This window comes from Amycolatopsis sp. SB7-3, assembly GCF_041021335.1.
GTDB lineage: Bacteria > Actinomycetota > Actinomycetes > Mycobacteriales > Pseudonocardiaceae > Amycolatopsis > Amycolatopsis japonica.
The window spans coordinates 2,387,816-2,409,140 of sequence record NZ_JBFPJQ010000001.1; the positions used below are offsets into that span (position 1 = coordinate 2,387,816).

General features: G+C 68.4%; 27 protein-coding genes. 16 read left to right on the forward strand and 11 right to left on the reverse strand.

Annotated features, from left to right (window positions below; translation table 11 throughout):
- Positions 1-41: 41 nt before the first annotated feature.
- Positions 42-1,235 carry a DNA glycosylase AlkZ-like family protein gene (locus tag AB8M46_RS11660; protein ID WP_394360259.1) on the forward strand — a complete coding sequence of 398 codons (1,194 nt, stop codon included), beginning with the start codon at positions 42-44 and terminating at the stop codon, positions 1,233-1,235.
- On the opposite strand, the gene AB8M46_RS11665 is transcribed toward AB8M46_RS11660, so the two are convergent.
- The 3 genes from AB8M46_RS11665 to AB8M46_RS11675 form a co-directional block, all read right to left on the reverse strand.
- Entirely contained in the window at positions 1,216-2,493 is a 1,278-nt protein-coding gene (locus tag AB8M46_RS11665) for a M14 family metallopeptidase (protein WP_350592155.1), read from the reverse strand. The genes AB8M46_RS11660 and AB8M46_RS11665 overlap by 20 nt on opposite strands.
- A 94-nt stretch (positions 2,494-2,587) precedes the next feature.
- Positions 2,588-3,229, reverse strand: coding sequence for a pyridoxal 5'-phosphate synthase (locus AB8M46_RS11670; RefSeq protein WP_394360260.1), 642 nt, complete (start codon positions 3,227-3,229; stop codon positions 2,588-2,590).
- The gene (locus AB8M46_RS11675) at positions 3,229-3,948 is read right to left on the reverse strand and encodes a hypothetical protein (RefSeq protein WP_034321947.1); all 720 of its coding nucleotides are present in this window, start codon (positions 3,946-3,948) and stop codon (positions 3,229-3,231) included. The genes AB8M46_RS11670 and AB8M46_RS11675 overlap by 1 nt, the downstream gene beginning before the upstream one ends.
- A 72-nt stretch (positions 3,949-4,020) precedes the next feature.
- On the opposite strand from AB8M46_RS11675, the gene AB8M46_RS11680 reads away from it, so the two are divergent.
- Both AB8M46_RS11680 and AB8M46_RS11685 read left to right on the forward strand, forming a co-directional pair.
- The gene (locus AB8M46_RS11680) at positions 4,021-4,545 is read left to right on the forward strand and encodes a DUF2020 domain-containing protein (RefSeq protein WP_394360261.1); all 525 of its coding nucleotides are present in this window, start codon (positions 4,021-4,023) and stop codon (positions 4,543-4,545) included.
- Between the two features lie 168 nt (positions 4,546-4,713).
- Complete coding sequence (locus AB8M46_RS11685) at positions 4,714-5,166, forward strand: DUF6918 family protein (protein ID WP_037333954.1); 453 nt, start codon at positions 4,714-4,716, stop codon at positions 5,164-5,166.
- Positions 5,167-5,248: 82 nt separating this feature from the next.
- Here the strand turns inward: AB8M46_RS11685 and AB8M46_RS11690 are convergent, their stop codons facing one another.
- A complete protein-coding gene (locus AB8M46_RS11690; protein WP_394360262.1) occupies positions 5,249-5,836 on the reverse strand; it encodes a TetR/AcrR family transcriptional regulator in 588 nt (195 codons plus the stop codon).
- A 79-nt stretch (positions 5,837-5,915) separates the two neighbouring features.
- Between AB8M46_RS11690 and AB8M46_RS11695 the strand changes: the two genes are divergently transcribed.
- Positions 5,916-6,311 carry a nuclear transport factor 2 family protein gene (locus tag AB8M46_RS11695; protein WP_350574188.1) on the forward strand — a complete coding sequence of 132 codons (396 nt, stop codon included), beginning with the start codon at positions 5,916-5,918 and terminating at the stop codon, positions 6,309-6,311.
- 68 nt (positions 6,312-6,379) lie between these two features.
- On the opposite strand, the gene AB8M46_RS11700 is transcribed toward AB8M46_RS11695, so the two are convergent.
- Entirely contained in the window at positions 6,380-7,090 is a 711-nt protein-coding gene (locus tag AB8M46_RS11700; protein WP_199754840.1) for a hypothetical protein, read from the reverse strand.
- A gap of 89 nt (positions 7,091-7,179) precedes the next feature.
- Here AB8M46_RS11700 and AB8M46_RS11705 point away from each other — a divergent pair, with 89 nt between their 5' ends.
- The 3 genes from AB8M46_RS11705 (at position 7,180) to AB8M46_RS11715 (ending at position 9,329) form a co-directional block, all read left to right on the forward strand.
- Positions 7,180-7,734: a peptidylprolyl isomerase gene (locus AB8M46_RS11705; protein WP_037333946.1), complete on the forward strand. Its 555-nt coding sequence runs from the start codon at positions 7,180-7,182 to the stop codon at positions 7,732-7,734.
- A gap of 43 nt (positions 7,735-7,777) precedes the next feature.
- A complete protein-coding gene (locus AB8M46_RS11710; RefSeq protein ID WP_394360263.1) occupies positions 7,778-8,740 on the forward strand; it encodes a rhomboid family intramembrane serine protease in 963 nt (320 codons plus the stop codon).
- A gap of 100 nt (positions 8,741-8,840) precedes the next feature.
- On the forward strand, positions 8,841-9,329 hold the full coding sequence (locus AB8M46_RS11715) for a hypothetical protein (RefSeq protein WP_016330486.1): 489 nt from the start codon (positions 8,841-8,843) through the stop codon (positions 9,327-9,329).
- Here the strand turns inward: AB8M46_RS11715 and AB8M46_RS11720 are convergent.
- Together AB8M46_RS11720 and crgA are read right to left on the reverse strand one after the other, a co-directional pair.
- Positions 9,314-9,691, reverse strand: coding sequence for a PH domain-containing protein (locus tag AB8M46_RS11720; protein ID WP_051972290.1), 378 nt, complete (start codon positions 9,689-9,691; stop codon positions 9,314-9,316). The two genes, AB8M46_RS11715 and AB8M46_RS11720, sit on opposite strands and share 16 nt — an antisense overlap.
- A gap of 118 nt (positions 9,692-9,809) precedes the next feature.
- Positions 9,810-10,076 carry a cell division protein CrgA gene (crgA, locus tag AB8M46_RS11725; RefSeq protein WP_037308756.1) on the reverse strand — a complete coding sequence of 89 codons (267 nt, stop codon included), beginning with the start codon at positions 10,074-10,076 and terminating at the stop codon, positions 9,810-9,812.
- A 409-nt stretch (positions 10,077-10,485) separates the two neighbouring features.
- Here crgA and AB8M46_RS11730 point away from each other — a divergent pair, with 409 nt between their 5' ends.
- The 3 genes from AB8M46_RS11730 to AB8M46_RS11740 are packed head-to-tail and all read left to right on the forward strand — an operon-like array spanning position 10,486 to position 12,517.
- The gene (locus AB8M46_RS11730; RefSeq protein WP_378424792.1) at positions 10,486-11,382 is read left to right on the forward strand and encodes a class E sortase; all 897 of its coding nucleotides are present in this window, start codon (positions 10,486-10,488) and stop codon (positions 11,380-11,382) included.
- A complete protein-coding gene (locus tag AB8M46_RS11735) occupies positions 11,382-11,537 on the forward strand; it encodes a hypothetical protein (protein ID WP_125731397.1) in 156 nt (51 codons plus the stop codon). The genes AB8M46_RS11730 and AB8M46_RS11735 overlap by 1 nt, the downstream gene beginning before the upstream one ends.
- Before the next feature lie 2 nt (positions 11,538-11,539).
- A complete protein-coding gene (locus tag AB8M46_RS11740; RefSeq protein ID WP_037333938.1) occupies positions 11,540-12,517 on the forward strand; it encodes an LLM class flavin-dependent oxidoreductase in 978 nt (325 codons plus the stop codon).
- Here AB8M46_RS11740 and AB8M46_RS11745 read toward each other — a convergent pair.
- The 3 genes from AB8M46_RS11745 to AB8M46_RS11755 all read right to left on the reverse strand — a co-directional run bounded on the left by AB8M46_RS11745 (position 12,514) and on the right by AB8M46_RS11755 (position 14,477).
- Positions 12,514-12,906, reverse strand: coding sequence for an SCO5389 family protein (locus tag AB8M46_RS11745; protein ID WP_394360264.1), 393 nt, complete (start codon positions 12,904-12,906; stop codon positions 12,514-12,516). The two genes, AB8M46_RS11740 and AB8M46_RS11745, sit on opposite strands and share 4 nt — an antisense overlap.
- A 110-nt stretch (positions 12,907-13,016) precedes the next feature.
- Positions 13,017-13,751, reverse strand: a complete 735-nt coding sequence (locus tag AB8M46_RS11750) for an ABC transporter permease (RefSeq protein WP_394360265.1) — start codon at positions 13,749-13,751, stop codon at positions 13,017-13,019.
- Between the two features lie 15 nt (positions 13,752-13,766).
- Complete coding sequence (locus tag AB8M46_RS11755; RefSeq protein ID WP_125731402.1) at positions 13,767-14,477, reverse strand: ABC transporter ATP-binding protein; 711 nt, start codon at positions 14,475-14,477, stop codon at positions 13,767-13,769.
- A 133-nt stretch (positions 14,478-14,610) separates the two neighbouring features.
- Between AB8M46_RS11755 and AB8M46_RS11760 the strand changes: the two genes are divergently transcribed.
- Positions 14,611-16,386, forward strand: coding sequence for a sensor histidine kinase (locus tag AB8M46_RS11760; protein ID WP_394360266.1), 1,776 nt, complete (start codon positions 14,611-14,613; stop codon positions 16,384-16,386).
- Complete coding sequence (locus AB8M46_RS11765) at positions 16,326-16,982, forward strand: response regulator transcription factor (protein ID WP_037333928.1); 657 nt, start codon at positions 16,326-16,328, stop codon at positions 16,980-16,982. Before AB8M46_RS11760 ends, AB8M46_RS11765 begins: the two co-directional genes overlap by 61 nt.
- 52 nt (positions 16,983-17,034) lie before the next feature.
- Here the strand turns inward: AB8M46_RS11765 and AB8M46_RS11770 are convergent, their stop codons facing one another.
- The gene (locus AB8M46_RS11770; RefSeq protein ID WP_378424814.1) at positions 17,035-18,354 is read right to left on the reverse strand and encodes an FAD-dependent oxidoreductase; all 1,320 of its coding nucleotides are present in this window, start codon (positions 18,352-18,354) and stop codon (positions 17,035-17,037) included.
- A 111-nt stretch (positions 18,355-18,465) separates the two neighbouring features.
- Between AB8M46_RS11770 and AB8M46_RS11775 the strand changes: the two genes are divergently transcribed.
- From AB8M46_RS11775 to AB8M46_RS11790, 4 genes are read left to right on the forward strand one after another with little or no spacing between them, the layout of a single operon-like run.
- Complete coding sequence (locus AB8M46_RS11775) at positions 18,466-19,110, forward strand: aminodeoxychorismate/anthranilate synthase component II (protein WP_394360267.1); 645 nt, start codon at positions 18,466-18,468, stop codon at positions 19,108-19,110.
- Complete coding sequence (locus tag AB8M46_RS11780) at positions 19,107-19,919, forward strand: ATP-binding cassette domain-containing protein (RefSeq protein ID WP_394360268.1); 813 nt, start codon at positions 19,107-19,109, stop codon at positions 19,917-19,919. Before AB8M46_RS11775 ends, AB8M46_RS11780 begins: the two co-directional genes overlap by 4 nt.
- Positions 19,907-20,551, forward strand: a complete 645-nt coding sequence (locus AB8M46_RS11785) for a hypothetical protein (RefSeq protein WP_394360269.1) — start codon at positions 19,907-19,909, stop codon at positions 20,549-20,551. Before AB8M46_RS11780 ends, AB8M46_RS11785 begins: the two co-directional genes overlap by 13 nt.
- Positions 20,551-21,093 carry an AAA family ATPase gene (locus tag AB8M46_RS11790; RefSeq protein WP_394360270.1) on the forward strand — a complete coding sequence of 181 codons (543 nt, stop codon included), beginning with the start codon at positions 20,551-20,553 and terminating at the stop codon, positions 21,091-21,093. Before AB8M46_RS11785 ends, AB8M46_RS11790 begins: the two co-directional genes overlap by 1 nt.
- The last annotated feature ends 232 nt before the right edge of the window (positions 21,094-21,325 follow it).

The window sequence follows — 21,325 nt, forward strand, 5'->3', positions numbered from 1 at the left end:
CCAGGCTGCGGGGTGTCACCGGATGCCCATACCGTGGACTCATGGCGACCGACAAGCTGCGCGCGTGGTGGGCACATCGGCAGGGTCTCGACGGATCGCTGCTCGGGTCATCGGCGGCCGAGGTGCTGGAACGGACCGGCTGGATGCGCTCGGTCGGCGGTTCGGCGCCCTATCTCGGGCTGTTCGCCAGAGCCCGCCTGGATCGCGAGACGGTGGACGCGGACGTCGCCCGGCTGGCCATCCACGAGCTGCCTTCGGCGCGCGGCTGCACGTACGTCCTGCCGTCGGCGGATTTCGAACTCGGCCTGACCGTCGGGGCCGGGGCACCGGCGGGTGAACTCGTGGCCGCGGAGAAATATCTCGGCGTCACTCAGGCCGAGATCGAGCAGCTGTGCGTCACCGTCGCCGATCTGCTCGAAGCGTCGGACGAACCGCTCGGCCCGGCCGCGATCAAGGACGCCGCCGGGTCCGCCGTGCGTGGTCTGGGGGAGGCGGGCCGCAAACGCGGCACCACCACGACGTTGCCGCTCGCGCTCGGCCTGCTCCAGGCGCGCGGCGAAATCCGCCGCGTTCCGGTCAACGGCCGGCTGGATCAGCAGCGCTACGGCTATGTCCGGTGGACGCCGTCCCCGCGTGGTGGACTGTCCGATATGGACACCGCGCGGACCGAACTCGCCCGACGGTACTTCTCGTGGGCGGCCCCGGCGACGCTCAAGCATTTCCGCTGGTTCTCCGGTTTCACCGCGTCGAGCGCGAAGAAGATCGTGGAACAGCTGGAACTCGTACCGCTCGACGGCACCGATCTGGTGATGCCCAAGGAACTCGCGGACGAGTTCGCCGCGTTCACCGTGCCGGCGGAGCCGTCGTACGCGTTGCTCGCGGGGATCGACGGCATCCACCTTCTGCACCGCGAGATGTCGCGGCTGCTCGCCGACGCCGACGTCGAACGCCCGGTGCCCGGCGGACGGCCGGGGGAGACGCTGGGCGGACAGGCGGATCCGCCGAGTCACGTGATCGTCGACAGGGGCCGCATCGCCGGCTTGTGGGAGTTCGACACCGAAGCCGGGAAGATCGTCTACAAGTTCTTCGGCGAGGAGGACGCCGCGTTGCGCGAGACGATCGCGAGGACCGAGGAATTCGTCCGTGACCGACTCGGCGACGCCCGGAGCTTCAGCTTGGATTCGCCGAAGAGCCGGGCGTCGCGAGTGGCCGATCTCAGGCCTTCGCCTCGTTGACGATGATGTCGACGGCCTTGTCGTTGCGGGCGGTCTGCTCCGGGATCACCGAAGCGGGCGGGTAGAAGCCGTCGATCCCGCCGTCCTTCGGGTACATCTCGAAGGTGTAGCTGAGGATCTTGTGCTTGCCCCACGCCCAGTCGTTGATGTCGCCGTCGGTGACGTACAGATCGCTGGACTGCTCGGGCGTGTAGCCGTTGGTGCCCGCCATCTGCTTGCCGACGTCGGCGAAGCGCTTCGCTTCCTCCTCGTTCATGCCCGTGTCGGTCTCGGCTTTCGTGTAGCCGTAAGGCCAGAGCACCAGTTCCGAGAAGGTGTGGAAGTCGATGTGCGTCTTGATCTGCTGCGCGCCACCGACCACGCGGGAGTCGATGAACGCCGCGACCGCCTTGGTCTCGGACTCGGAGAACGCCGACGGACCGTGGTAGTCCTCGGCGGACGGGCTGTTGCTCGACCCGCCGCAGCAGTTCCACTTGTAGTCCCAGTTGCGGTTCGGGTCGGTGCCGACCGCGCTGCTGCCCGGCACGGGTTTCCGCGTCTTGCGCCAGCCCTGGTACTCGCCGCCGGTGATGTCGTACTCGGAACCGTCCGGGTTGACGTTCGGGATCACGTAGATCTCGTGCTCGTCGACCATCTTCTTGATGGCCGGGTCGCTCGCGTACCCGCTGGTGAACCGCTGCACGATCCGCAGGCACATCTCGGTGGTGAGGTGCTCGCGCGCGTGCTGGTTGCAGGTGAACAGGACCTCGGGCTCGTTCTCGTCCGTGCCCGCGTTGTCGCTGATCTTCAGCAGGTTCAGCTCACGGCCTTCGTAGGACTTGCCGACACTCGACAGCGTCGCGATGTCGCTGTGGTCCTTCGCGGCCTTCTGCAGCTCCGCGGTCGTTTCGGCGTAGGTGTGGTACGCCTCGTCGCCCGGCGGGAAGTCGCCCGCGACGGCCGCGGTGCCCGCCCGGCCACTGCGTTGTTTCAGCATGCTGTCGAAGTCGCCGAGCGACTTCAGGCCGAAGCCGTTCGCGCGCAGGGCCGCGGCCTGTCCCGGCGTGGCGACGACGGTCAGCGCGCCGCCGCGCGAGCCCGCGACGTCGACGCCGGTGCGGGCGACCTCGGTGCGTTTGTCGGGGGTGGACGCGCCCTCCACCGAGTACAGCCCTCTCGCCGGGTCGCCGGTCTGGGCGCTCGCGACGGGCGTCGTGACGGCCAGCAGGGCGAGCCCTGTGGCGGCCAAGGCGCCCCCGATGCGACGGCGTGTGGACATTTCGCCTCCGAACGATCTGGGGACAAGGTGGGGTTCACCGTCGCCGAAGTGAATCGTCCACGACAACCCGACGATCGTCGTTCCCAGTTACCGTTTACGGCCAGAGACGTTCTTTGTGCCAGGTCCCGTCCGCACGCCGGTAGCGGAGCCGCCGATGCCGCCGGTCGTGGCTCGCCTGCCAGAACTCCACTTCGGACGGCGTCACCAGATAGCGGGTCCAGGTTTCCGGTGCCACGCCGGGATTCTCCTCGACCCACCGCTCCGCTTCCGCGGCCGCGCGGTCGAGATCGGCCGGATCGTCGAGCACCTGGGACTGCCTGCCGATGAACGCCTCCACCCGGGACGCCGGCGGCCGGGCGGTGAAATCCGCCGCGGACACCTCGGGATCGGCGACGGCGACCGGGCCGCGCAGGCGGACCTGCCTGCCTCGTCCCGGCCAGAAGAAAGTCAGCGCGGCGAACGGATTCTTCGCCAGCTGAGCACCTTTCGGGCTTTCGGAGCTCGTCGCGACCGCCCAGGTGTCGCCGTCGACGTCCTTGAGGATCACGACGCGTGCGTCCGGCACTCCATCGGCGTCCACTGTGGACAGAGTGACGGCGTGCGGCGCCAAGACGTGTTCCCCCGCCTCGTTGAGCCATTCAAGGAAAAGCTCGCGAGGGTTCGCGGGGGTGGCCTCGGTGTCGAACTCCGGGAGTTCTTCGGGGAACGAAGGCCAGCCGCGCAACGTGCGATCCATCAGTACCCCGGCGGGCGCTGCGGCGGGTAGCCGGGCGCGGGCGGCGGATAGTGCGGCGGATGCTGACCCGGCGGCGGACCCTGCGCGGGCGGCGGCCCGACCGGGTACTGCGGCGGTGGCGGCTGCTGCGGCTGCCAGCCGGGCGGCGGCTGCTGTCCTGGGGGAGGCATGGGCGGTCCTGGCGGCATCGGCGGCTGCTGGCCCTGCGACTGCGCCCACTGCACCTGCTGATAGACCTCGGCGGGCTGCGGGAAACAGAAGGTCAGCTTCGCGTTGACCGAACCCTGTACCGCCGCGCCCCACAGCTTCCCGCCGACGAACGCGTACATCTGCGCCGCCGAAACGTCGACGGCCACCATGCGCGTCTCGCCGCCGAACTGGTTGCCGGATTTCGCCGACGCGGCCTGCGCGGCGTCCGGGTACACGCGGTCGCCGATCAACCCGGCGATGACCACCGAAGCGGCCGTCCAGCCGACCGTGCCCATCACGTTCGCGCGCGCGTGCTGCGTCGCCAGCCCGGTGAAGTCGTACAACGCGGGCGCCGTCACCTCCGGGATCGCCGCGGCGACCACGCAGTAGTTCATCGTCGACATCATCACGGACTCGGTGAACAGGCCGACGACGGCGGCGCTCGGGCCGATCTGGACCGTGTTCAGCCTGCCCCCGCTGCGCTGGATGCGCTCTGCCACCGCACCCAGGTACTGCTCCTTGCTGAGCACTGACGCCTCCCGAAGACTCCTCGCGCACGGCCATCGTCGCACGAACGGCGATCTGCTTCACTGGACGCCACTATGCGACGTCTTCTGATCTTGCCGCTCGTCGTGCCGCTGCTGGCGGCCTGCGGGCCGACGGAACAGCCGCCGCCCGCGGCGAGTTCGCCCGCGCCCTCGAACACCCCGGCGCCCAGCATCCCGCCCGCCCCGGAACCCACCGGCAAGGGCCCGTGCCCGTACCTCGACAACGAGTTCGTCTCGGACGCCAACGGGCAGAAGGTCTCCAAGGTCAAGACCTCGGCCGACCAGCCGCACCCGACGTGTTTCTTCTACGCGCTCAGCGGGAAACTGCAGCTCACCGTGCGCGTGTACGTCGGGGAACCCGCCGTGGCGAAGGCGCTGGTGGATCAGGCGGCGCCCATCGACACCTCCAATCCCGCCGACGAACCGGCGGGCTGGAAGGGCGGCTACCAACCCTCGGGCGAAGGCGCCGTTTACGCCGTCGCGAAAGGCGGGAACGCGGTAGTCGTGACCACCAACCAGAAGCAGAGCATCAAGGCACGTACGGTGGCGAAGGAGGCTATCGGCGAGCTGAAGCTCTAGGTAGTGGTATCCACACGTCAGAGTGAAGTTGATCTTGTACTACCCTGTGCCGCACGCGCGAGGTTTCGCGGGACCAGCGCGGGCGCCAGATCCGGCGGAGGCCGCCTTGCGGTGTGGCTCGGCGGCACAAAAGATCATTTCTCCCCATAAGACAAAAGGACAGGTTTCGTGGCTGACACCCTCAAGGAAATCTTGCTCGACTCCAGCCGTCGCCCGGCGGTCGTGAGCGACTTCGAAGGCCTCGTCGACGCCGAGGTCTCGGACAAGGGCGGCGTTTCGGGTGCCGTCGTGAAGACCGGCTTCGCCGCCGTCAAGAAGATCAAGCCGGGCATCATCCCCGCCGCCGTCGACACCCTGCTCGACGACTTCACCGGTGCGCTCGAGCCGTTCTACGGTGACTACAAGGCCAAGGGCGGCAACGACTTCGGTGCCTACCTGGTCGGCCGCAGCGACGAGGCCTCGGACGCGCTCCTGTCGGTCACCGACGCGCGCGCCGAGAAGAGCAGCCGCGACAGCATCAAGAAGGTGTACTCGAAGCTGCGCCCGAACGGCAAGAAGAACGTCGAGGAGGCCCTTCCCCGCCTCGGCCAGCTGATCGACAAGCACGCTGCGTCTGCCTGATCGCGCTTGACGTAAACGCGCCAAGGGGCGTCGTTCGCTTTCAACGTTTCCGTTGAGAGCGGAGGGCGCCCCTTCGTCATGTTCACGGTGTCGCGCCGAGTACCCGCAGCAGACTCGTGTGCAGCGCGTCCGCGGCCTCGTCGGCGGACATCCGGCCGGAGTCGACCTCCTCGCCGAAGGCGTGGCCGAGTTTCACCGTGACCGCCACCAGCCAGCCCGTCGGCAGCCGATCGTCGAACTCGCCCGTCTCCTTGCCCCGCCGGATGACGCGTTCGAGCCGCTCGGCGACCGGTGAGTGACGCCGCTGGTCGTCGTCCGGGCTCGCGGGCAGGGAAGTGATCTTCCGGAGCAAGGCCGGGTACCGCCCGGACGTGCGCCGGCCGGCTTCGATCAGCCGCACCAGCGCCTCGGTGGCCGGGCCGTCGTCGAGGTCCGCGGCGTCCATCGCGGCGACGGCCTCCTCGGTGATGCGGTCGAGTACCGCGGCCAGCAGTTCCCCTCGTGAAGGGAAATGGGCGTAGACCGTCTGACGGGTCACGCCCGCGGTGGTGGCGATGGCTTCGACGCCGGCGTCGGGATCGGCGCCGAGGGTCCGGAGTGCCGCGTCCAGGATCGAAGCCCTGCTGCGCTGTGCGTCGGAGCGCTGGTTCCGTGCCGAGGGTCGAGGCATCTCTTACACCTTGTCAGATTTGATCGGTCGTGGATATCTTACAGCCTGTAAGAGATGTTTCGCGAGGCTGGGAGCGACCATGGCGCCTTTCCACGGCACGGACCCGAAGAAGTTCATCGCGGATTTCCACCTGTCCTTCCACGACGACCTGGTGAACAGCGACGAGGACGCGGGAGTGATCGTCGACCGCTATCACACGCCGGACATCGTGCAGATCGCCGACGGCCACCGGATGGACCGGGACAACCTCATCGCGCACGCCCGCCCGGTCCGCAAGAACCGGCCCACCGCGCGATGGGAGGTGCACGAAGCGGTGGCGGGCGGGGACCGGATCGCCGCCCGGAGCACCTTGTACGTGACGAACCGCAAGAGGGACCTCACGATCGAGGTGTACTTCTTCGGCGAGTTCACCCCCGACGGCCGGATGCGCCGGGGACACACGCTCACCCGCACCGTCCCCGTCACCAAGACGTGAAAGGGCCGCCCGGGACCGGAGAAGCGGTCCTGGGCGGCCCTTCGCGACAAGCAGAAAAGGGTGAGGCGTCAGTTCTTCTTGTCGGCGGAGCCCGCGTTCGAAGCCTGGTGCCCGTTCTTCGGAGCCGCGGGCTTGGCCGGAGCCGGACCGGACGCGGCGGGCTTCGCCGGAGCGGCGGGCTTCGCCGGCTGTGCCGGTTTCGGAGCGGCCGCGGCCGGAGCGGCGGGCTTGGCGGGAGGAGCGGGCGGAGCCTTCGGCGGCGCGGGCGCGACCGGCGGCTCCTGCTTGGAACGCAGGGCGTACGCGGCACCGGCGCCGACGACGGCGATACCGATCACCCACGGCCAGCGACGACGCTTGCGCGTCCCCTTGGCGGCGGACTTCGCCTCGACGAGCGCGGCCTTGAAGTCCTTCTTCGCCGCCTTGAAGTCCTTCTTGCCCCGGCGCTTGGACTCACCGGCGGACTTCGCGGCCTGGATGGCGGCCTTGCGTGCCTTGCGGCCCGGCTTCCGCATCTCGGAAAGCCTGGCCAGCGCCTCTTTACGAGCCGCCTTCGAGCTCCGCTTGAGCTCCTTGCGGGTCAGTTCCGTCTTCTTCGCGAGCTTCTTGCGCGCGCGACGGCTGGTCTTAGCGATCTCACCGGCGCTCTCGGAGAGCTTCTGCTCGGCTACCTCGACGGCGTGGGCGGTGGCTTCCTTACCCGCCTCGACAGCACGTTTGCGCAGGCCGAGCGCGCCGGCCTTCGCCGACTCGCTCACCGAATCTGCGGCCCGGGTCATGGCCTTCACCTCATCAATCGTTTTGATTCTGCTTCGTTGCTTGTAACCTATCGTGCCCCTTTTCCCCAGATCTTGCCGCAGATGGCACGATGAAGCTCGTGACTGAAAGCAAGGGATCCCTCATTGGTGGCGCGCTGAAGGCCACTCTGCACACCAACCAGGGTGACATCAACCTGAACCTGTTCCCCGACCACGCGCCGAAGACGGTCGCGAACTTCGTCGGGCTCGCCGAGGGCAGCAAGGAGTACACCCAGCCCAACGCGCAGGGAACGAACTCGGGCCCGTTCTACGACGGGTCGATCTTCCACCGCGTCATCGACGGCTTCATGCTGCAGGGCGGCGACCCGACCGGCACCGGCCGCGGCGGCCCCGGCTACAAGTTCGGCGACGAGTTCCACCCGGAGCTCCAGTTCTCCAAGCCGTACCTGCTGGCCATGGCCAACGCCGGACCCGGCACCAACGGCTCGCAGTTCTTCATCACCGTCGCGCCGACGACGCACCTGAACTTCAAGCACACCATCTTCGGTGAGGTCGCGGACCAGGCTTCCCGCGACGTCGTCGACGCGATCGGCCGCACGGCGACCGGTCCGGCCGACCGTCCGCTGCAGGACATCGTCATCGAGAAGGTCAGCATCAGCCGCTGATCGCAGAGCCGGTTACCGGGGATTTCGGTAGGTTGGTGGCATCGTGAGCCAACCACCGAATCCCCAGTACCAGCAGGCCGCCATGCCCGGCTGCTGGTGGCACCCGAACCGGCCGACCGGGCTGAGCTGTGCACGCTGCGAGCGTCCGGCCTGCCCGGATTGCCTGCGCGAAGCCGCCGTGGGCTTCCAGTGCACGGACTGCGTCCAGGCCGGTCGGCAACAGGATCGCGCTCAGCAGAAGCAGTACCGCGACGCCGGCTACGGCTCGCGCACCCTCGCGGGCGCCCAGCCCGCCCGGACGGCTGTCGTGACGCCGGTCCTCCTGGCGCTGAACGTCATCGTCTTCCTCATCACGGTCGTCCAGTCCGGCAGCCTCGCGAACAACAACTTCTCCGAGCTGTTCCAGTACGGCCAGCTGTGGAATCCCGCGACGTTGGCAGGCGACGAATGGTGGCGGATCCTCACTTCGGGCTTCCTCCAGTACGGCCTGCTGCACATCGCGAGCAACGCGTTCTCTCTGTGGTTCGTGGGGCGCCCGCTGGAGACCGCGCTCGGCCGCGTCCCGTTCACGGTGCTCTACTTCGTCTCCCTGCTCGGCGGCTCGGCCGCGAACCTGGTCTTCAGCGACCTGGACGCCGTCCCCGTGGTCGGCGCGTCCGGCGCCATCTTCGGGCTCATCGGCGCGTACACGGTCATCGTCATCAAGCTGCGGCTCAACCCGACGTGGCTGCTGGTGATCCTGGGTCTGAACGTCTTCATCACCTTCCAGGTGCCCGGCATTTCGATCCTCGGGCACGCCGGCGGGTTCGTCGCGGGCCTCCTGGCCACCTTCGCGCTGCTGTACGCGCCGGACAAGAACCGGCTGAAATGGCAGCTCGGCGGAATCGCGATCGTCGTGGTGGCGATGATCGGGCTCGTCGTCTGGAAGGACGCGCAGACGATTTCGGCGACGTGTGAGCTCACCACCAGCCGGGGTGTGCCCTCCTACGCCTGCTACCCGGAGTAGCCGTACTTCCCCCAAGTGGGTCATCCGAAAACCCGATCGAGAAGCAGCCGGGCTGGGTACCTTCGAGTTGATCATGTGCATCGTCAACTTGGGGGTTGAGATGAAGATCCGGAAAGCAGCAGCTCTCGCCGCCGTCGCCGTGCTGGCTTCGGTATCGGCACCCGCGGTCGCACAGGCCGGGCAAGCCGCCGAGACCTGCCAGACCTACACCAAACGCTATTTCCTCGGCTCGGGCAGCACCATCACACTCCGTGTCGCCTACGTCGATTCGGCGTTGAAAATCTGCTTCGGCGATCCCGGCGTGACGTCCTCGGCGGCCACGCAGACGGTCGGTACGACGGGGCCGGGCGCGGCCACCGGCTGGGAGATCACGGCGGGTCCGGCGGTGGTGGAAGACCAGCGGCCCCGGCACGTCAAAGCGAAGTTCAGCGGGTCTTTGCGGAACTGCGTCGTCAAGATCAACCCGATCTGCTCGCCGGCCTCGCCGTACGAGATCTTCGGGGAATACGCGCCGCCCGCGGTCGGCCCGGCCGTCCCGGGCTGGTCACACGGCCCGAACGGCGACGTCCACTACTACGACAACGCCTGACCCTTGAGGGCGGTGAGGACGTCCAGCACGTCGCGGGGGTCCTCACCGAGGTCGATCCGGCCGAACACCAGCAGGTGATCGCCGGATTCGACCTCCAGGGTCAGGCTGTCCCGGCCGAGCCGTCGCGTGGTGCGAAGCCGGAGCCGGGCTTCGGTCCAGGAGTAGCGGTGCGCACCGCCCACGGTCCTGGCCAGGAGTCCACCGGGGCCTGCCGCCAGCCGGGGACGGAGCAGGGTGCCGTGCAGCGCGAGCGCCCCGACGGACAACATCGCGACCCCGGTCAGGACGGTGCCGCCGACGTCGCCGCCGATGGCCAGCCACAGCACGCCTGCCAGCAGCAACAGGGTGAGCACCCAGGCCACTACCACAACGTTCCGCTGCGGCGCCCACGAGGTGGGGTAGTTATCCACAGGGGTTATCCACACTGGGGATGAGTCACACCGGTGTAATTCGGCGTCAAGCCGCCATCCGGGGTAATGCTCACCGCCACCGCATCGTCATGAGCAAACCGGCGATCATCAGCACGAAACCGATGGCGAAGTTCGTGTTGCCCAGATCCGCCATGAAGGGGATCTTGTCGCCCGCGATGTAGTTGACGACCAGCCACAACAGGCCGACCAGCATGAGGCCGAACATCACGATCTTGTAGAACAGGTTCGACGGGCCCGCGGCCTTGACCTTCACCGGCGTGCGGCGATCGGTCGGCGGGGTGTACGCCGTCTTCTTGCGGACCTTGGACTTCGGCATCGTGTTCCTCGCGTACTGTTCGGCTTCCCTGGTGGCGATGACCCGCTTTCGGGTGCGCAACCAGCGCCACGTGCACACGTTAACGTAAACGAGCGCCGCTGGGCACCGTCCGGGACCGGTCGATTTCCCGCACTGTGACAATGGTGTCACAGACGGTTCGGCAGCGGTTTGGTTCGAGACTGAGGAGCTTTGCGTGGCTGAGCGGGAAGAGCCGGGCGGGGACCGTCGGCGGTACTCCGAACGACCACCCGGCGGAGGCCGTCCGGCCCCCCAGCGTAGGCCGGAGGACGCAATCCCGCCGCGTCGTGCGCCCGGAGAGGCGCCTCGAAGGAGGCCTCAGGACGGCAGGGCATACGAAGGTCCTCCGCCGCGCCGCCGGAGCGAGGCGCCACCGCCGCGCCGTCGTCCCATGCCGCCGCCGGGGTCGACCGAGGAGACCGTCATCTTCGAACCGGTCGGCGGGGGCACCGCGACCGAGGAACGTCCGCCGCCGCGCGAGCTGGGCAAGGGCGGCGTCGCCATCCGGACCGTCGGCGAACTCCTCATCACCGCCGGCCTGGTGGTGCTGCTGTTCATGGTCTACGAGGTCTACGTGACCGACCTGTTCTCCGCGGGCAAACAGTCCGAGGCCAGTTCCGAGCTGGACGGCGAGTGGGGCAAGGATCGGCAGCTGCATCCGGAACTGGTCGACGGGAAGGCGTTCGCCAGGATCCACATCCCGGTGTTCGGCGCCGACTTCAACTTCACCATCCAGGAAGGCACCACCGAGGCCGCGCTCGAAGTCGGCCCCGGCCACTACAAGGGCACCGCGCTGCCGGGCGAACCGGGCAACTTCGCCGTCGCCGGGCACCGCGTCGGCAAGGGCGCGCCGTTCAACGACCTGGACAACCTCAGCTCCTGCGACCAGATCGTCATCGAGACGCAGACCGACTTCTACATCTACAAGGTGCTGCCGTACAAGGACGAGGTCGAAGGCTGGGCGGAGGGCAAGGGCGCGCAGCCGAAGTGCAAGAACGTCGGAACCCTGCGCAACCCGAACGCCGCCGACGGCGGGCCCTACGGCGAGACCAACGGCCGCCGTATCGTGTTCCCGACCAAGGGCGACACGGTGAACCCGGTGCCGTACAAGGATCCGGAGATCCTGCCGAAGGCCGATCAGGTCTCGCTGCTCACGCTGACGACGTGTCACCCGCAGTTCTCGGCGAAGGAACGGCTCATCATCCACGCGGTGCTGGCCCAGCAGGTGCCGAAGAACCAGGTCGGCTCCTACGCCGAACTCCTGCCCAAGATCTCGGAGGCGCGCTGATGTACGGCTGGATCTGGCGCAGGCTGCCGGGCCCCTTCGCGGTGAAACTGGCGACGGCGGTCGTGCTGGCGCTCGGGATCGTGGCGCTGCTGATGTTCGTCGTCTTCCCGTGGCTGGAACCGCGCCTGTGGTTCAACGAGGTTTCGGTTCAGTAAGCGTGCGATTCGGAGTCTTTCTCGTCTCCGGCCGGTTTCCCGGCCAGGAGGACGCCGAGGTGCTGCGCCGGTCGGTCGACGCCGCCATCGCCGCGGAGCGGGCCGGATTCGACGACGTGTGGTTCGCCGAGCACCACTTCATGCCGTACGGCGTCTGCCCGTCCGCGATCACCCTCGCCGCGCACGTGCTCGGCCGCACCGAGCGGATCGCCGTCGGCACCGCGGTGAGCGTGCTGTCCGTCGCGCATCCGGTGGCGCTCGCCGAACAGTGGTCGCTGCTCGACGCCGTTTCCGGCGGACGGCTGCGGATCGGCGTCGGCCGCGGCGGGCCGTGGCAGGACCTCGAGGTGTTCGGCACCGGTGCTTCGCGCTACGAAACGGGATTCGAGGAGAGCCTCGACCTGATGCTCGCGGCGATGACGTCGAAGACGGTCTCGGCCGACGGCGAGCACTTCAAGTTCCGCGAGGTGCCGATGGTGCCGCGGCCGGAACGCGACCCACGGTTGGTCGTGGCCTGCGGGGACGCCGGCTCGCGGGCGGTGCGGCTCGCCGCCGATCGTGGGCTGCCGATGTTGCTCGGGCTGCACACCGACGACGACGGCAAAATCGAAACCCTTGCCGCGTACGGGGATTCCGCCGCCGAGCACGTGTCGACGGTGATGTGCCAGGTCGGGGACGACGCGCTGGACGTCGTGCGGTCCGCGTTGCCGGGTTCCCTGAAAGAGGGCTTCGCCGGGCACGTGTACCTCGACGGCAAACGGGGCCTGGACAAGGATCCGGTGGCCTATACCGACCGGCTGTGCGAGATGCACCCGATCGGCGGCGTGGAGTACTGCGTCGACAGGCTGGGGACGAGCATCCGGCGTACCGGGGTCTCCCACGTGATCATGATGGTGGAAGCGTCCGGTACGCCGGAGGGAACACTCGAGAACATCGCGCGGATCGGGGAAGAAGTGCTACCCGCGCTGCGTCGCGGCTAGCAGTCGCGCAGTTCCGGGCTCTGGTTCAGCAGCTGGCCGCGGACGGAGACGAACGCGCGGTAGCGGTCACTGTCCACTTGGGACTTCTTGAACACGGCGACGCGGTGGCAGTTCTGGAACGCCAGCTTCACGCCGAAGTGTCGTTCCAGACCGCCGCGGATGGCGTCCGAGGCCAGCGCCCGCAGCAGCTGACCGCGTTCGGCCTCGCTCGGCGGCGGCGTCTCGTTGTCGGCGAACCCGTCGGCCGCGCCCTCGGCCTCCGCGATGACACCGGTGATCACGTTCCAGGCGTAGGGCAGGGACTCCCGGACACAGGCGACGAATTCGGCGTCGGAGACCTCCCCGCGCTCGGCCTTCTCCAGCAGCGCGGGCGATACATCCAGAGACATCGAACCTCCGAGAGAGACACGGTGAACGTGGGCCATCTACCTGACTACCCACCCGCGGCCCGAGCCACAAGAGAAAACGATCATCATCACCACTTTGGCGGAAGCCGTCGTCACTCCCAGCGAAAGAGCTTCGCCGCCAAGACACAACTGCCCACCGCGAAAGCCGCCAGTACGGCGAGTTGCAGCGGTTGCGCGCCGGCGCCGGTCCACGCGTCTTCGAGGGCTTTGACGCCCGGCGGGATGTACGCGCCGATGTCGCGGATGGCCTCCGGGAGCAGGGGACGCGGCAGGTAGACGCCGCCGAGGAACATGATCGGGAGGTAGGCGATCAACGCGATCCCGCTCGCGGCGCGGCTGGTCTTGGCGACCGAGGCGGCGATCAGGCCGAGCCCGAAGATCGCGGTCGTGCCGAGGACGAACGTCAGCAGGAAGCCGAGCGGGTGACGCGGGGTGGGGACGTCGAAGACGACGCCCGCCGTCAGGAGGAGGATGCCGACCCCGCCGATGGTCACGGTGACGTTGATGATCAGCTGCGCCACCAGTAACTGTGCCGGGTGCACCGGCGTGGTGGCGAAGCGGCGGAGGATGCCCTGTTCGCGGTAAGTCGCGATGATCCCGGGGATCGCTTGCAGGCCCATCATGGCGATGGTGAGCACCACCATCGACGGCACCCAGGCGTCGAGGAAGCGCATGCCCGTCGCTGTTCCGCTGTCCGCGCGAATGGCGGGAATGGCACCGAGGATGGCCGTGATGGCCGTCGGCAGGACGAGTCCGCCGATGACGAAACCAGGCGTGCGGAGGGCGAGTTTCGTTTCGGTGAGGGTGATCTTGGCGAGTGTGTTCATTGGTCGTCTCCTTGCTCAGTCGCGGCCGGTCAGGGTCACGAAGGCTTCGTCCAAAGTGGATTTACCGGCGCGGTCACGGAGTTCGGCCGGGGTGCCGGTGGCGACCACGCGTCCGGCGTCGAAGATCGCGAGGCGATCGCAAAGGCGTTCGGCCTCGTCCATGAAATGCGTGACGAGCAGGACGGTGACGCCGGTGTCGCGTACGGCCTCGACGAGCTTCCAGGTGTCGCGGCGGGCGTGCGGGTCCAGTCCGGTGGTCAGTTCGTCGAGGACGGCGACCTCGGGGCGGCCGACCAGCGCGAGCGCGATCGAGACGCGCTGCTTCTGGCCGCCGGAAAGCTTGCCGAAGTACTTGTCCCGCTGCCCGGTGAGACCGAGCTTCGCGAGCAGGTCGCCGGTGTCGGCGGGGTTCGCGTAGAAGGAGGCGTAGAGGTCGAGCGCCTCGTGGACCTTGATCTTGTCGGGCAGGCGGCTTTCCTGGAGCTGCGAGCCGAGGCGCTGCCGCAGGGCGGCGTGGTCCTTGCCCGGGTCGAGACCGAGGACCGACATGGAGCCCGAGTCCGGCGTACGCAGTCCCTGGAGGCATTCGACCGTGGTGGTCTTGCCGGCGCCGTTGGTCCCCAGGATCCCGAAGATCTCGCCTTGTTCCACGTGGAACGAAACGTCGTCGACCGCGACGTGCTCCCCGTACGTCTTGCGGAGGTTGGTGACTTCGATGATTGGCATGCGAAAAACGTTATGGCGCAACGGACTTGGCCAGAATGGCGCTGAACCCACAGCTGGGGTGGGGCTGGACCCACCCTGATCGGGGGCCTGCGGTCACTGTGCCGGGCCGGGGCGGTGGGGAAGACTTCGTCGCATGATCCGCACCTATCTCACCTCCGTGCGCCGGGGCTTCGTGCTCGCGGCCTTGGCGCTGGTGAGCTGGCTGGACCTGCTGCTCGAACTGGTGGGTTTCTGCCTGCTCTGTGTCGGCCTGGTCTTCGCCTACACGCTCGCGCTCGAAGGGACGCGTCCGCGTGCCGCGCTCACCCGGCGTCTGGCCGGACGCTGGTGCGGGGTCGAGGTCGAGCCGCCCTATCGGCCGGCGCCGCCCGAACCGGAACGTGAGCGCGACGGCTGGTACCGCGACGGGAACAGCCTGTTCAAGCGGTCGTGGTTCATCAAGTGGACCAAAAGGTTCGAGTGGATCTCCGACGATCCGGCGACCGGACGCGATCTCGGCTGGCAGCTGTGGAATCCGCTGGCCGGTCTGATACTCGTGCCCGCGGTCCTGGTGGCCGGGCCGCGCGCGCTTCGCCTGTACGGGAAGTGGACGCGCTGGTGGCTCGGGCCTCGTCCGGCCCGCACCGGCGACGGCTGGCTCAAGACGAGGCTGAAGGCGCTCGGTTTCCAGCTGGGGCTGTTCGCGCTTTCCGTCGCGCAGCTCGGAATGGCGATCCCGACGCTGCTCACCCTGATCTGGCCGGCGCCGCTGTTCCCGGCGATGGTCGTCGCCGGTCGTTCGGTGACCGACACCCTGCGCCGCGAGGCCAAGAACTGGACCGGCGTGCGGATCGACCGGCCGTATCTGCCGGAGCCGCCGTTTCCCGTGCCGCGGGCGGACGGGATGTACCGGTACGGACGGCAGCTGTACGACACGCCGTGGTGGCCGGCGCGCCTCGCGCGGTTGCGCTGGGCGATATCCGACCGCGCCACCTGGCGTGACCTGGCGGCCGCGGCGGTCAACTCCGTGGTCCTGCTGCTGATGGTGGTGCCGACGGCGGCGCTGGTGTTCGGCGGTCTCTGGGGTGTGGTGGCGCTGTGGATCTGGCGGCCGTTCGGGCAAGCGCTCGCGCTGACGCCGGTGGCCCTGGCAGCCTCCGCCGCCGGGCTGGTCCTGACACCCTGGCTCGCCCGTCTGGGAGCGCGCTTCGCGAAGGTGCTTCTCGGTCCGACAGAAGCTTCGCGGCTGGGGCAGCGTGTCGAGCGGTTGAAGCAGACACGGACCGACGCGTCGGTCGCGCAGGCCGCCGAGCTGCGGCGTATCGAGCGGGATCTGCACGACGGCGTCCAGTCGCGGCTGGTCGCGATGGGCATGAAGCTGGGCGCGGTCGAAGCGCTGATCGACAGCGACCCGGCCGCCGCGAAACGGCTGGCCGCCGAACTGCGGCAGACGTCGTCCGAGACGCTGACCGAGTTGCGGCTGCTGGTGCGCGGGATTCACCCGCCGGTGTTGTCCGAGCGCGGGCTCGGTGACGCGGTACGCGCGATGGCGCTCGACAGTCCGCTGCGGGCTTCGGTGAACGGCACCCTGCCCCGGTTGGAGCAGCCCGCGGAGGCGTGCGCGTACTTCGCGGTCAGCGAGTTGCTGGGCAACGCCGCGAAACACGGTGAGGCGCGGCGAGTGTCGATCGAACTGGGTTACGACGACGGTTTGTTGCGGATCGAAGTGACCGACGACGGTAAGGGCGGCGCGAACGCGGCCCGGGGAAGCGGGATTCGCGGGATCGAACGCAGACTGGGCGCCTTCGACGGTACTTTTGCTCTGACCAGCCCGCTCGGCGGGCCGACGAAGGCGATCATGGAGATCCCGTGCCAGCTCGACCCCGATGCGTCGTCGCCGAGGACCAATACCTCCTCCGAGACGGCTTGACGCATTTGCTGACCGCGCACGGTTTCGACGTCGTCGAGGCGGTGGGCACCGGTCCGGAACTGGAGCGGGCGCTGCGCACGCACCGGCCCGACGTTTCGGTCGTCGACGTCCGGATGCCGCCGACGCTCACCGACGAAGGACTCCAGGTTTCGCTGGCCGTCCGGCGCGACATCCCGGGGCTGCCGATTCTCGTTCTGTCGCAACATGTCGAGCAGCTCTACGCGCGGGAACTCCTGGCCGACGGGGCAGGCGCGATCGGCTATCTGTTGAAGGACAGGGTCTTCAACGCGGACCAGTTCATCGACGCGGTGCGGCGGGTGGCGGACGGCGGCACCGCGATGGATCCCGAAGTGATCGCGAAACTGGTGGCGGGCAACGCATCCGACCCCCTCGCGGCGCTGACCCCGCGCGAACGCGAGGTACTCGGCTTGATGGCCGAAGGCTGTTCCAACGCCGCCATCGCTTCGCGGCTGCACTTCAGCGAAGGCGCGGTGGGGAAGCACACCGCGAACATCTTCGCGAAACTCGGCATCGTCGCCTCGGACGACACGAACCGCCGGGTCCTGGCGGTCCTGGCTTACCTGGGAACGCCGTGAAGGCCTCCTTCCCTACCTTGAGCGTAGGGAAGGAGGCCTTCACGGACAGGGTTCAGCCTCGCGAGATGCGGGTCATTTCGTCGCGCTCCACGACCTTGACGCGCTCCCGGCCGTGCGGGGCGCCGAGCGACTTCTCGTGGGCGTCGAGCTTGCCCCAGCCTTCCCAGGTGGTGAAGGGAACGCCGCGTTCGGTCAGGAAGCCGAGGATCGCGTCGGGGTCCTCGACGGCCGGGGCCGTGAGGTTGTCGGCGTCGGCCAGCAGGCTCGCGATGGTTTCGGCCGCGTCGCCCTTGGTGTGGCCGATGAGGCCGACCGGCCCGCGCTTGATCCAGCCGGTCACGTAGACGCCCGGCACCTGCTCCTCGTCGATGTCCAGCACGCGGCCCGCCTGGTTCGGCACGGTCCCGGTGGTGTGGTCGAACGGGATCTCCGGCAGATGCGACGACAGGTAGCCCACCGCGCGGTAGACGGCCTGGACGTCCCAGTCGTGGAACTCGCCGGTGCCGCGCACGTTGCCGTCACCGGTCAGTTCGGTGCGCTCGGTCCGCAGACCGGTCACCTTGCCGTCTTCGCCGACGATCTCGCACGGCGAGTGCAGGAAGTGCAGGTGCAGTCGCTTCGGCCGGTCGCCCTGGTCGCGGATCGCCCACTCCTGCAGCGTCTTCACGACCATGTCGATCTGCTTCGACGCCCGCAGCGCGGCGATGCTGCCCTCGTCGAACTCGATGTCCTCGGGGTACACGATGACCTCGACGTTCGGCGAGTGGTCCAGCTCGCGCAGCTCCAGCGGCGTGAACTTCGCCTGAGCCGGGCCGCGGCGGCCGAACACGTGCACGTCGGTGACCGGGCTGGCCTTCAGCCCCTGGTAGACGTTGTCCGGGATGTCGGTGCTGAGCAGCTCGTCGGCGGTCTTCGCGAGGATCCGCGCCACGTCGAGCGCCACGTTGCCGACGCCGAGGACCGCGACCGAGGTCGCGTTCAGCGGCCAGGTGCGCGGCACGTCCGGGTGACCGTCGTACCACGAGACGAAGTCGGCGGCGCCGTAGCTGCCGTCGAGGTCGATCCCGGGGATGTCGAGCGCGCGGTCGGCCATGGCGCCGGTCGAGAAGATCACCGCGTCGTAGAACTGACGCAGGTCGTCGAGTTTGAGGTCGGTCCCGTAGTCGACGTTGCCCAGCAGCCGGATGTTCGGCTTGTCGAGCACCTTGTGCAGGGCGGTGACGATGCCCTTGATCCGGGGGTGGTCGGGCGCGACGCCGTACCGGATCAGCCCGAACGGCGCCGGCATGCGCTCGAACAGGTCGATCGTCACGTCGGCGTCGGACTTGTCGAGGATGTCGGCGGCGTAGATGCCGGCCGGACCGGCACCCACGATGGCTACACGAAGAGAACGGCTCACTCCTACCACGGTAAGTTAGGCAGCCCTAACAATCATTGTGATCTGGCGTACGGTCCACCTGGTGGGAGCCGCTAAGCTGGTTTCATGCGCGTGCTCGTCGTCGACAACTACGACAGTTTTGTCTACAACCTGGTCCAGTATCTGGCCCAGCTCGGCGCCGACTGCACCGTCTGGCGGAACGACGTGGTGGAGCTCGACAAGCTCGGCGAGTTCGACGCGGTCCTCGTCTCTCCCGGCCCCGGAACCCCGGAACGCGCTGGTCAGAGCATGGACGTCATCCGCAAATGCGCCGAGGAACGCATCCCGATGCTCGGCGTCTGCCTCGGCCACCAGGCCCTCGGCGTGGTCTTCGGCGCCACCGTCGACCGCGCTCCGGAACTGCTGCACGGCAAGACCAGTCAAGTCCACCATTCGGGCGACGGAGTGCTCGCCGGGCTCCCCTCGGAATTCACCGCCACGCGGTACCACTCGCTGACCGTTTTGCCGGAAACCATCGACGAGACCGTGTTCGAAATCACAGGCCGCACCGAGTCCGGTGTCGTGATGGGCATGCGGCACCGCGAGCTGCCGCTCGAAGGCGTCCAGTTCCACCCCGAGTCCGTGCTCACCCAGGGCGGTCACCGGATGCTGGCGAACTGGATGGCTTCCGCCGGGCACCCGGTCCCCGACGCAACGGTCGACGAACTCGAACAGGCGACTCGCGCGCTGCAGAAGGCCGCTGCTGCGTGACCTCGCTGATCCGGCTCGAGGGAGTCGGTAAGCGCTACGGCCGCGGTGAACCCGTGCTCGCCGACGTCGACCTCGACGTTCCGGCGGGTCGCGTGCTCGGTGTCCTCGGCTCGAACGGCTCGGGGAAGTCGACGCTGCTCAGGATTCTCGCGGCCCTTGCCCGGGAGACGTCGGGAACCGTCGTGGGCGATCCGCGCGTCGGCTACCTGCCGGACCGCTTCCCGGCGGGACAGCGGATGAGTGCCCGGGCGTACCTGCGGCATATGGCCCGCATCGACGGCCATGTCGACTTGTCGATGATCGATCCCTTGCTGGACAGGTTGGCGCTGGTCGGCGGCCCCGACGCGCCCTTGCGGACGCTGTCGAAGGGCAACGCCCAGAAGGTCGGTCTCGCTCAGGCGGTCCTCGCCGAGCCGGAGCTGCTGATCCTCGACGAGCCCTGGTCCGGTCTCGACGTCGAAGCCCACACCGTGCTCGGCGAACTCGTCGCCGAGACCAAGGAACGGGGTGCGAGCGTGGTTTTCACCGACCACCGCGCCTCCGTCGTGCACGCCCATGCCGACGACGTCTACCGGATCGACGACGGCCTCCTGACCCGTGTCGAAGCGGCGCCGAAAACCGAGCGCGCGACAAGGATCGTCCTGCACGGCCCCAGCGTTGACTGGTCTTCGGAACCCGGAGTGAGTCACGTCGTGGCCGAGGACGGGAAGGTCGTCCTGACGGTCGAAGCCGGGCACGCCGACGCGGTCCTGCTGCGCGCGCTCAACCGCGGCTTTTCGGTCCGGGAGGTGGCGCCGTGCTCGCCATGACCCGCTACTACCTCGCGCTGCTCGGCCACTCCCAGCGCTATCTGCCCGCGATCCTCGCCTACATCGCGGTCAACACCGTGCTCTACACGGATCCGAAGTCGCCGCTGCTGCCGCAGTACGGGATCAGCGCTGGTTCGCTCCTCGTGGTCTCGTGCTGGCTGACCATCGCGATGCTCGACGTCGAAGATCCGGTCCAGCGGCTGGTGACCTTCAGCCACGCACGACGCTGGCGATCGGTCCTCGGCGGCGCCACGCTGGCCGTCTTCGGCTGCGCGGTGGTGCTGATCCTCGTGACGGTGCTGTGGTCAGGGCTCCGGACCGGCGGTTTCACGATCGGCACCTTCGCGCTGGGCGCCTCGGCGCACGCGTTGTGCGCGCTGTTCGGGATCGCGATCGGCCTGCCCTGTTCACGGCTGCTGGTCCCGCGTGTCGGCTGGTCCGTCCTGGCCGCGATCTTCGCCCTCGCGGCGGTGCTCCTGGTGAAGTGGCTGCCGCTGGCCAATCCGCTGCTGCGCGCCTTGACCTCGCAACAACCCCTGACCGGCCCGTTCGTCGTGGCCGCCGTGGCGGCGGTCGCCGCCTTGCTGCTGAGCGCGACGGCCGTCGGGTATCTGCTCCGGCGCAACGCCTGATGCCGCGGCTCATCGTGCTCAACGGCCCGCCCGCCTGCGGGAAGTCGACCCTCGCCCGGCTGTACGCCGACGACCATCCGCTGACGTTGAACCTCGACATCGACCGGCTCCGCGGTCTGCTCGGCGCCTGGCGCGAGAACGCCGCGAAGGCCGGAACGCTCGCCCGCGACCTCGCCGTGAGCGCCGCGCGCACCCATCTGCTCGCGGGCCACGACGTGATCGTCCCGCAGTTCCTCGGCCGCGCCGAACTCCTCGAACGCCTCGAAACCCTCGCCGGCGAGACGGCTGCGGAGTTCCACGAGATCGTCCTGCTCGACACCAAGGACAACGTGCTCCGGCGGTTCGCCGAGCGCACGCGCGCGGCGGCGGAGCCCGAACACGTCGAGGCGCACGAGATGCTGGGCGGACCCGAACGGCTGGTGGAGATGTACGACCGGCTCGTGGCGCTCGTCGCCACGCGCCCGAAGGCGGTCGTGGTGCGGACCAGCGCCGGGCGGATTCAGCAGGCATACCAAGGACTGCTCGAAAACTTGGCGCCCTGAACCCTGCCCGCCACTATCCCGTTTCAGGAAGCTCGCCTAACAGGCTCCTTCGGCGGGTTCGAGCGGCCGGCAGGTGCTGGCTGTACCCCAGTGGGCCACAAAGGAGGTCGTGAGTGGCAAGGGCGGTTCTAACGCTCTTTTTCACTCACGACCCCTGGTGAAACCGGGTCACCTCGAGAAGCTGACATGAAAAGGGCCCCGCACGAAACCGTGCGGGGCCCTTTTCAGCTCT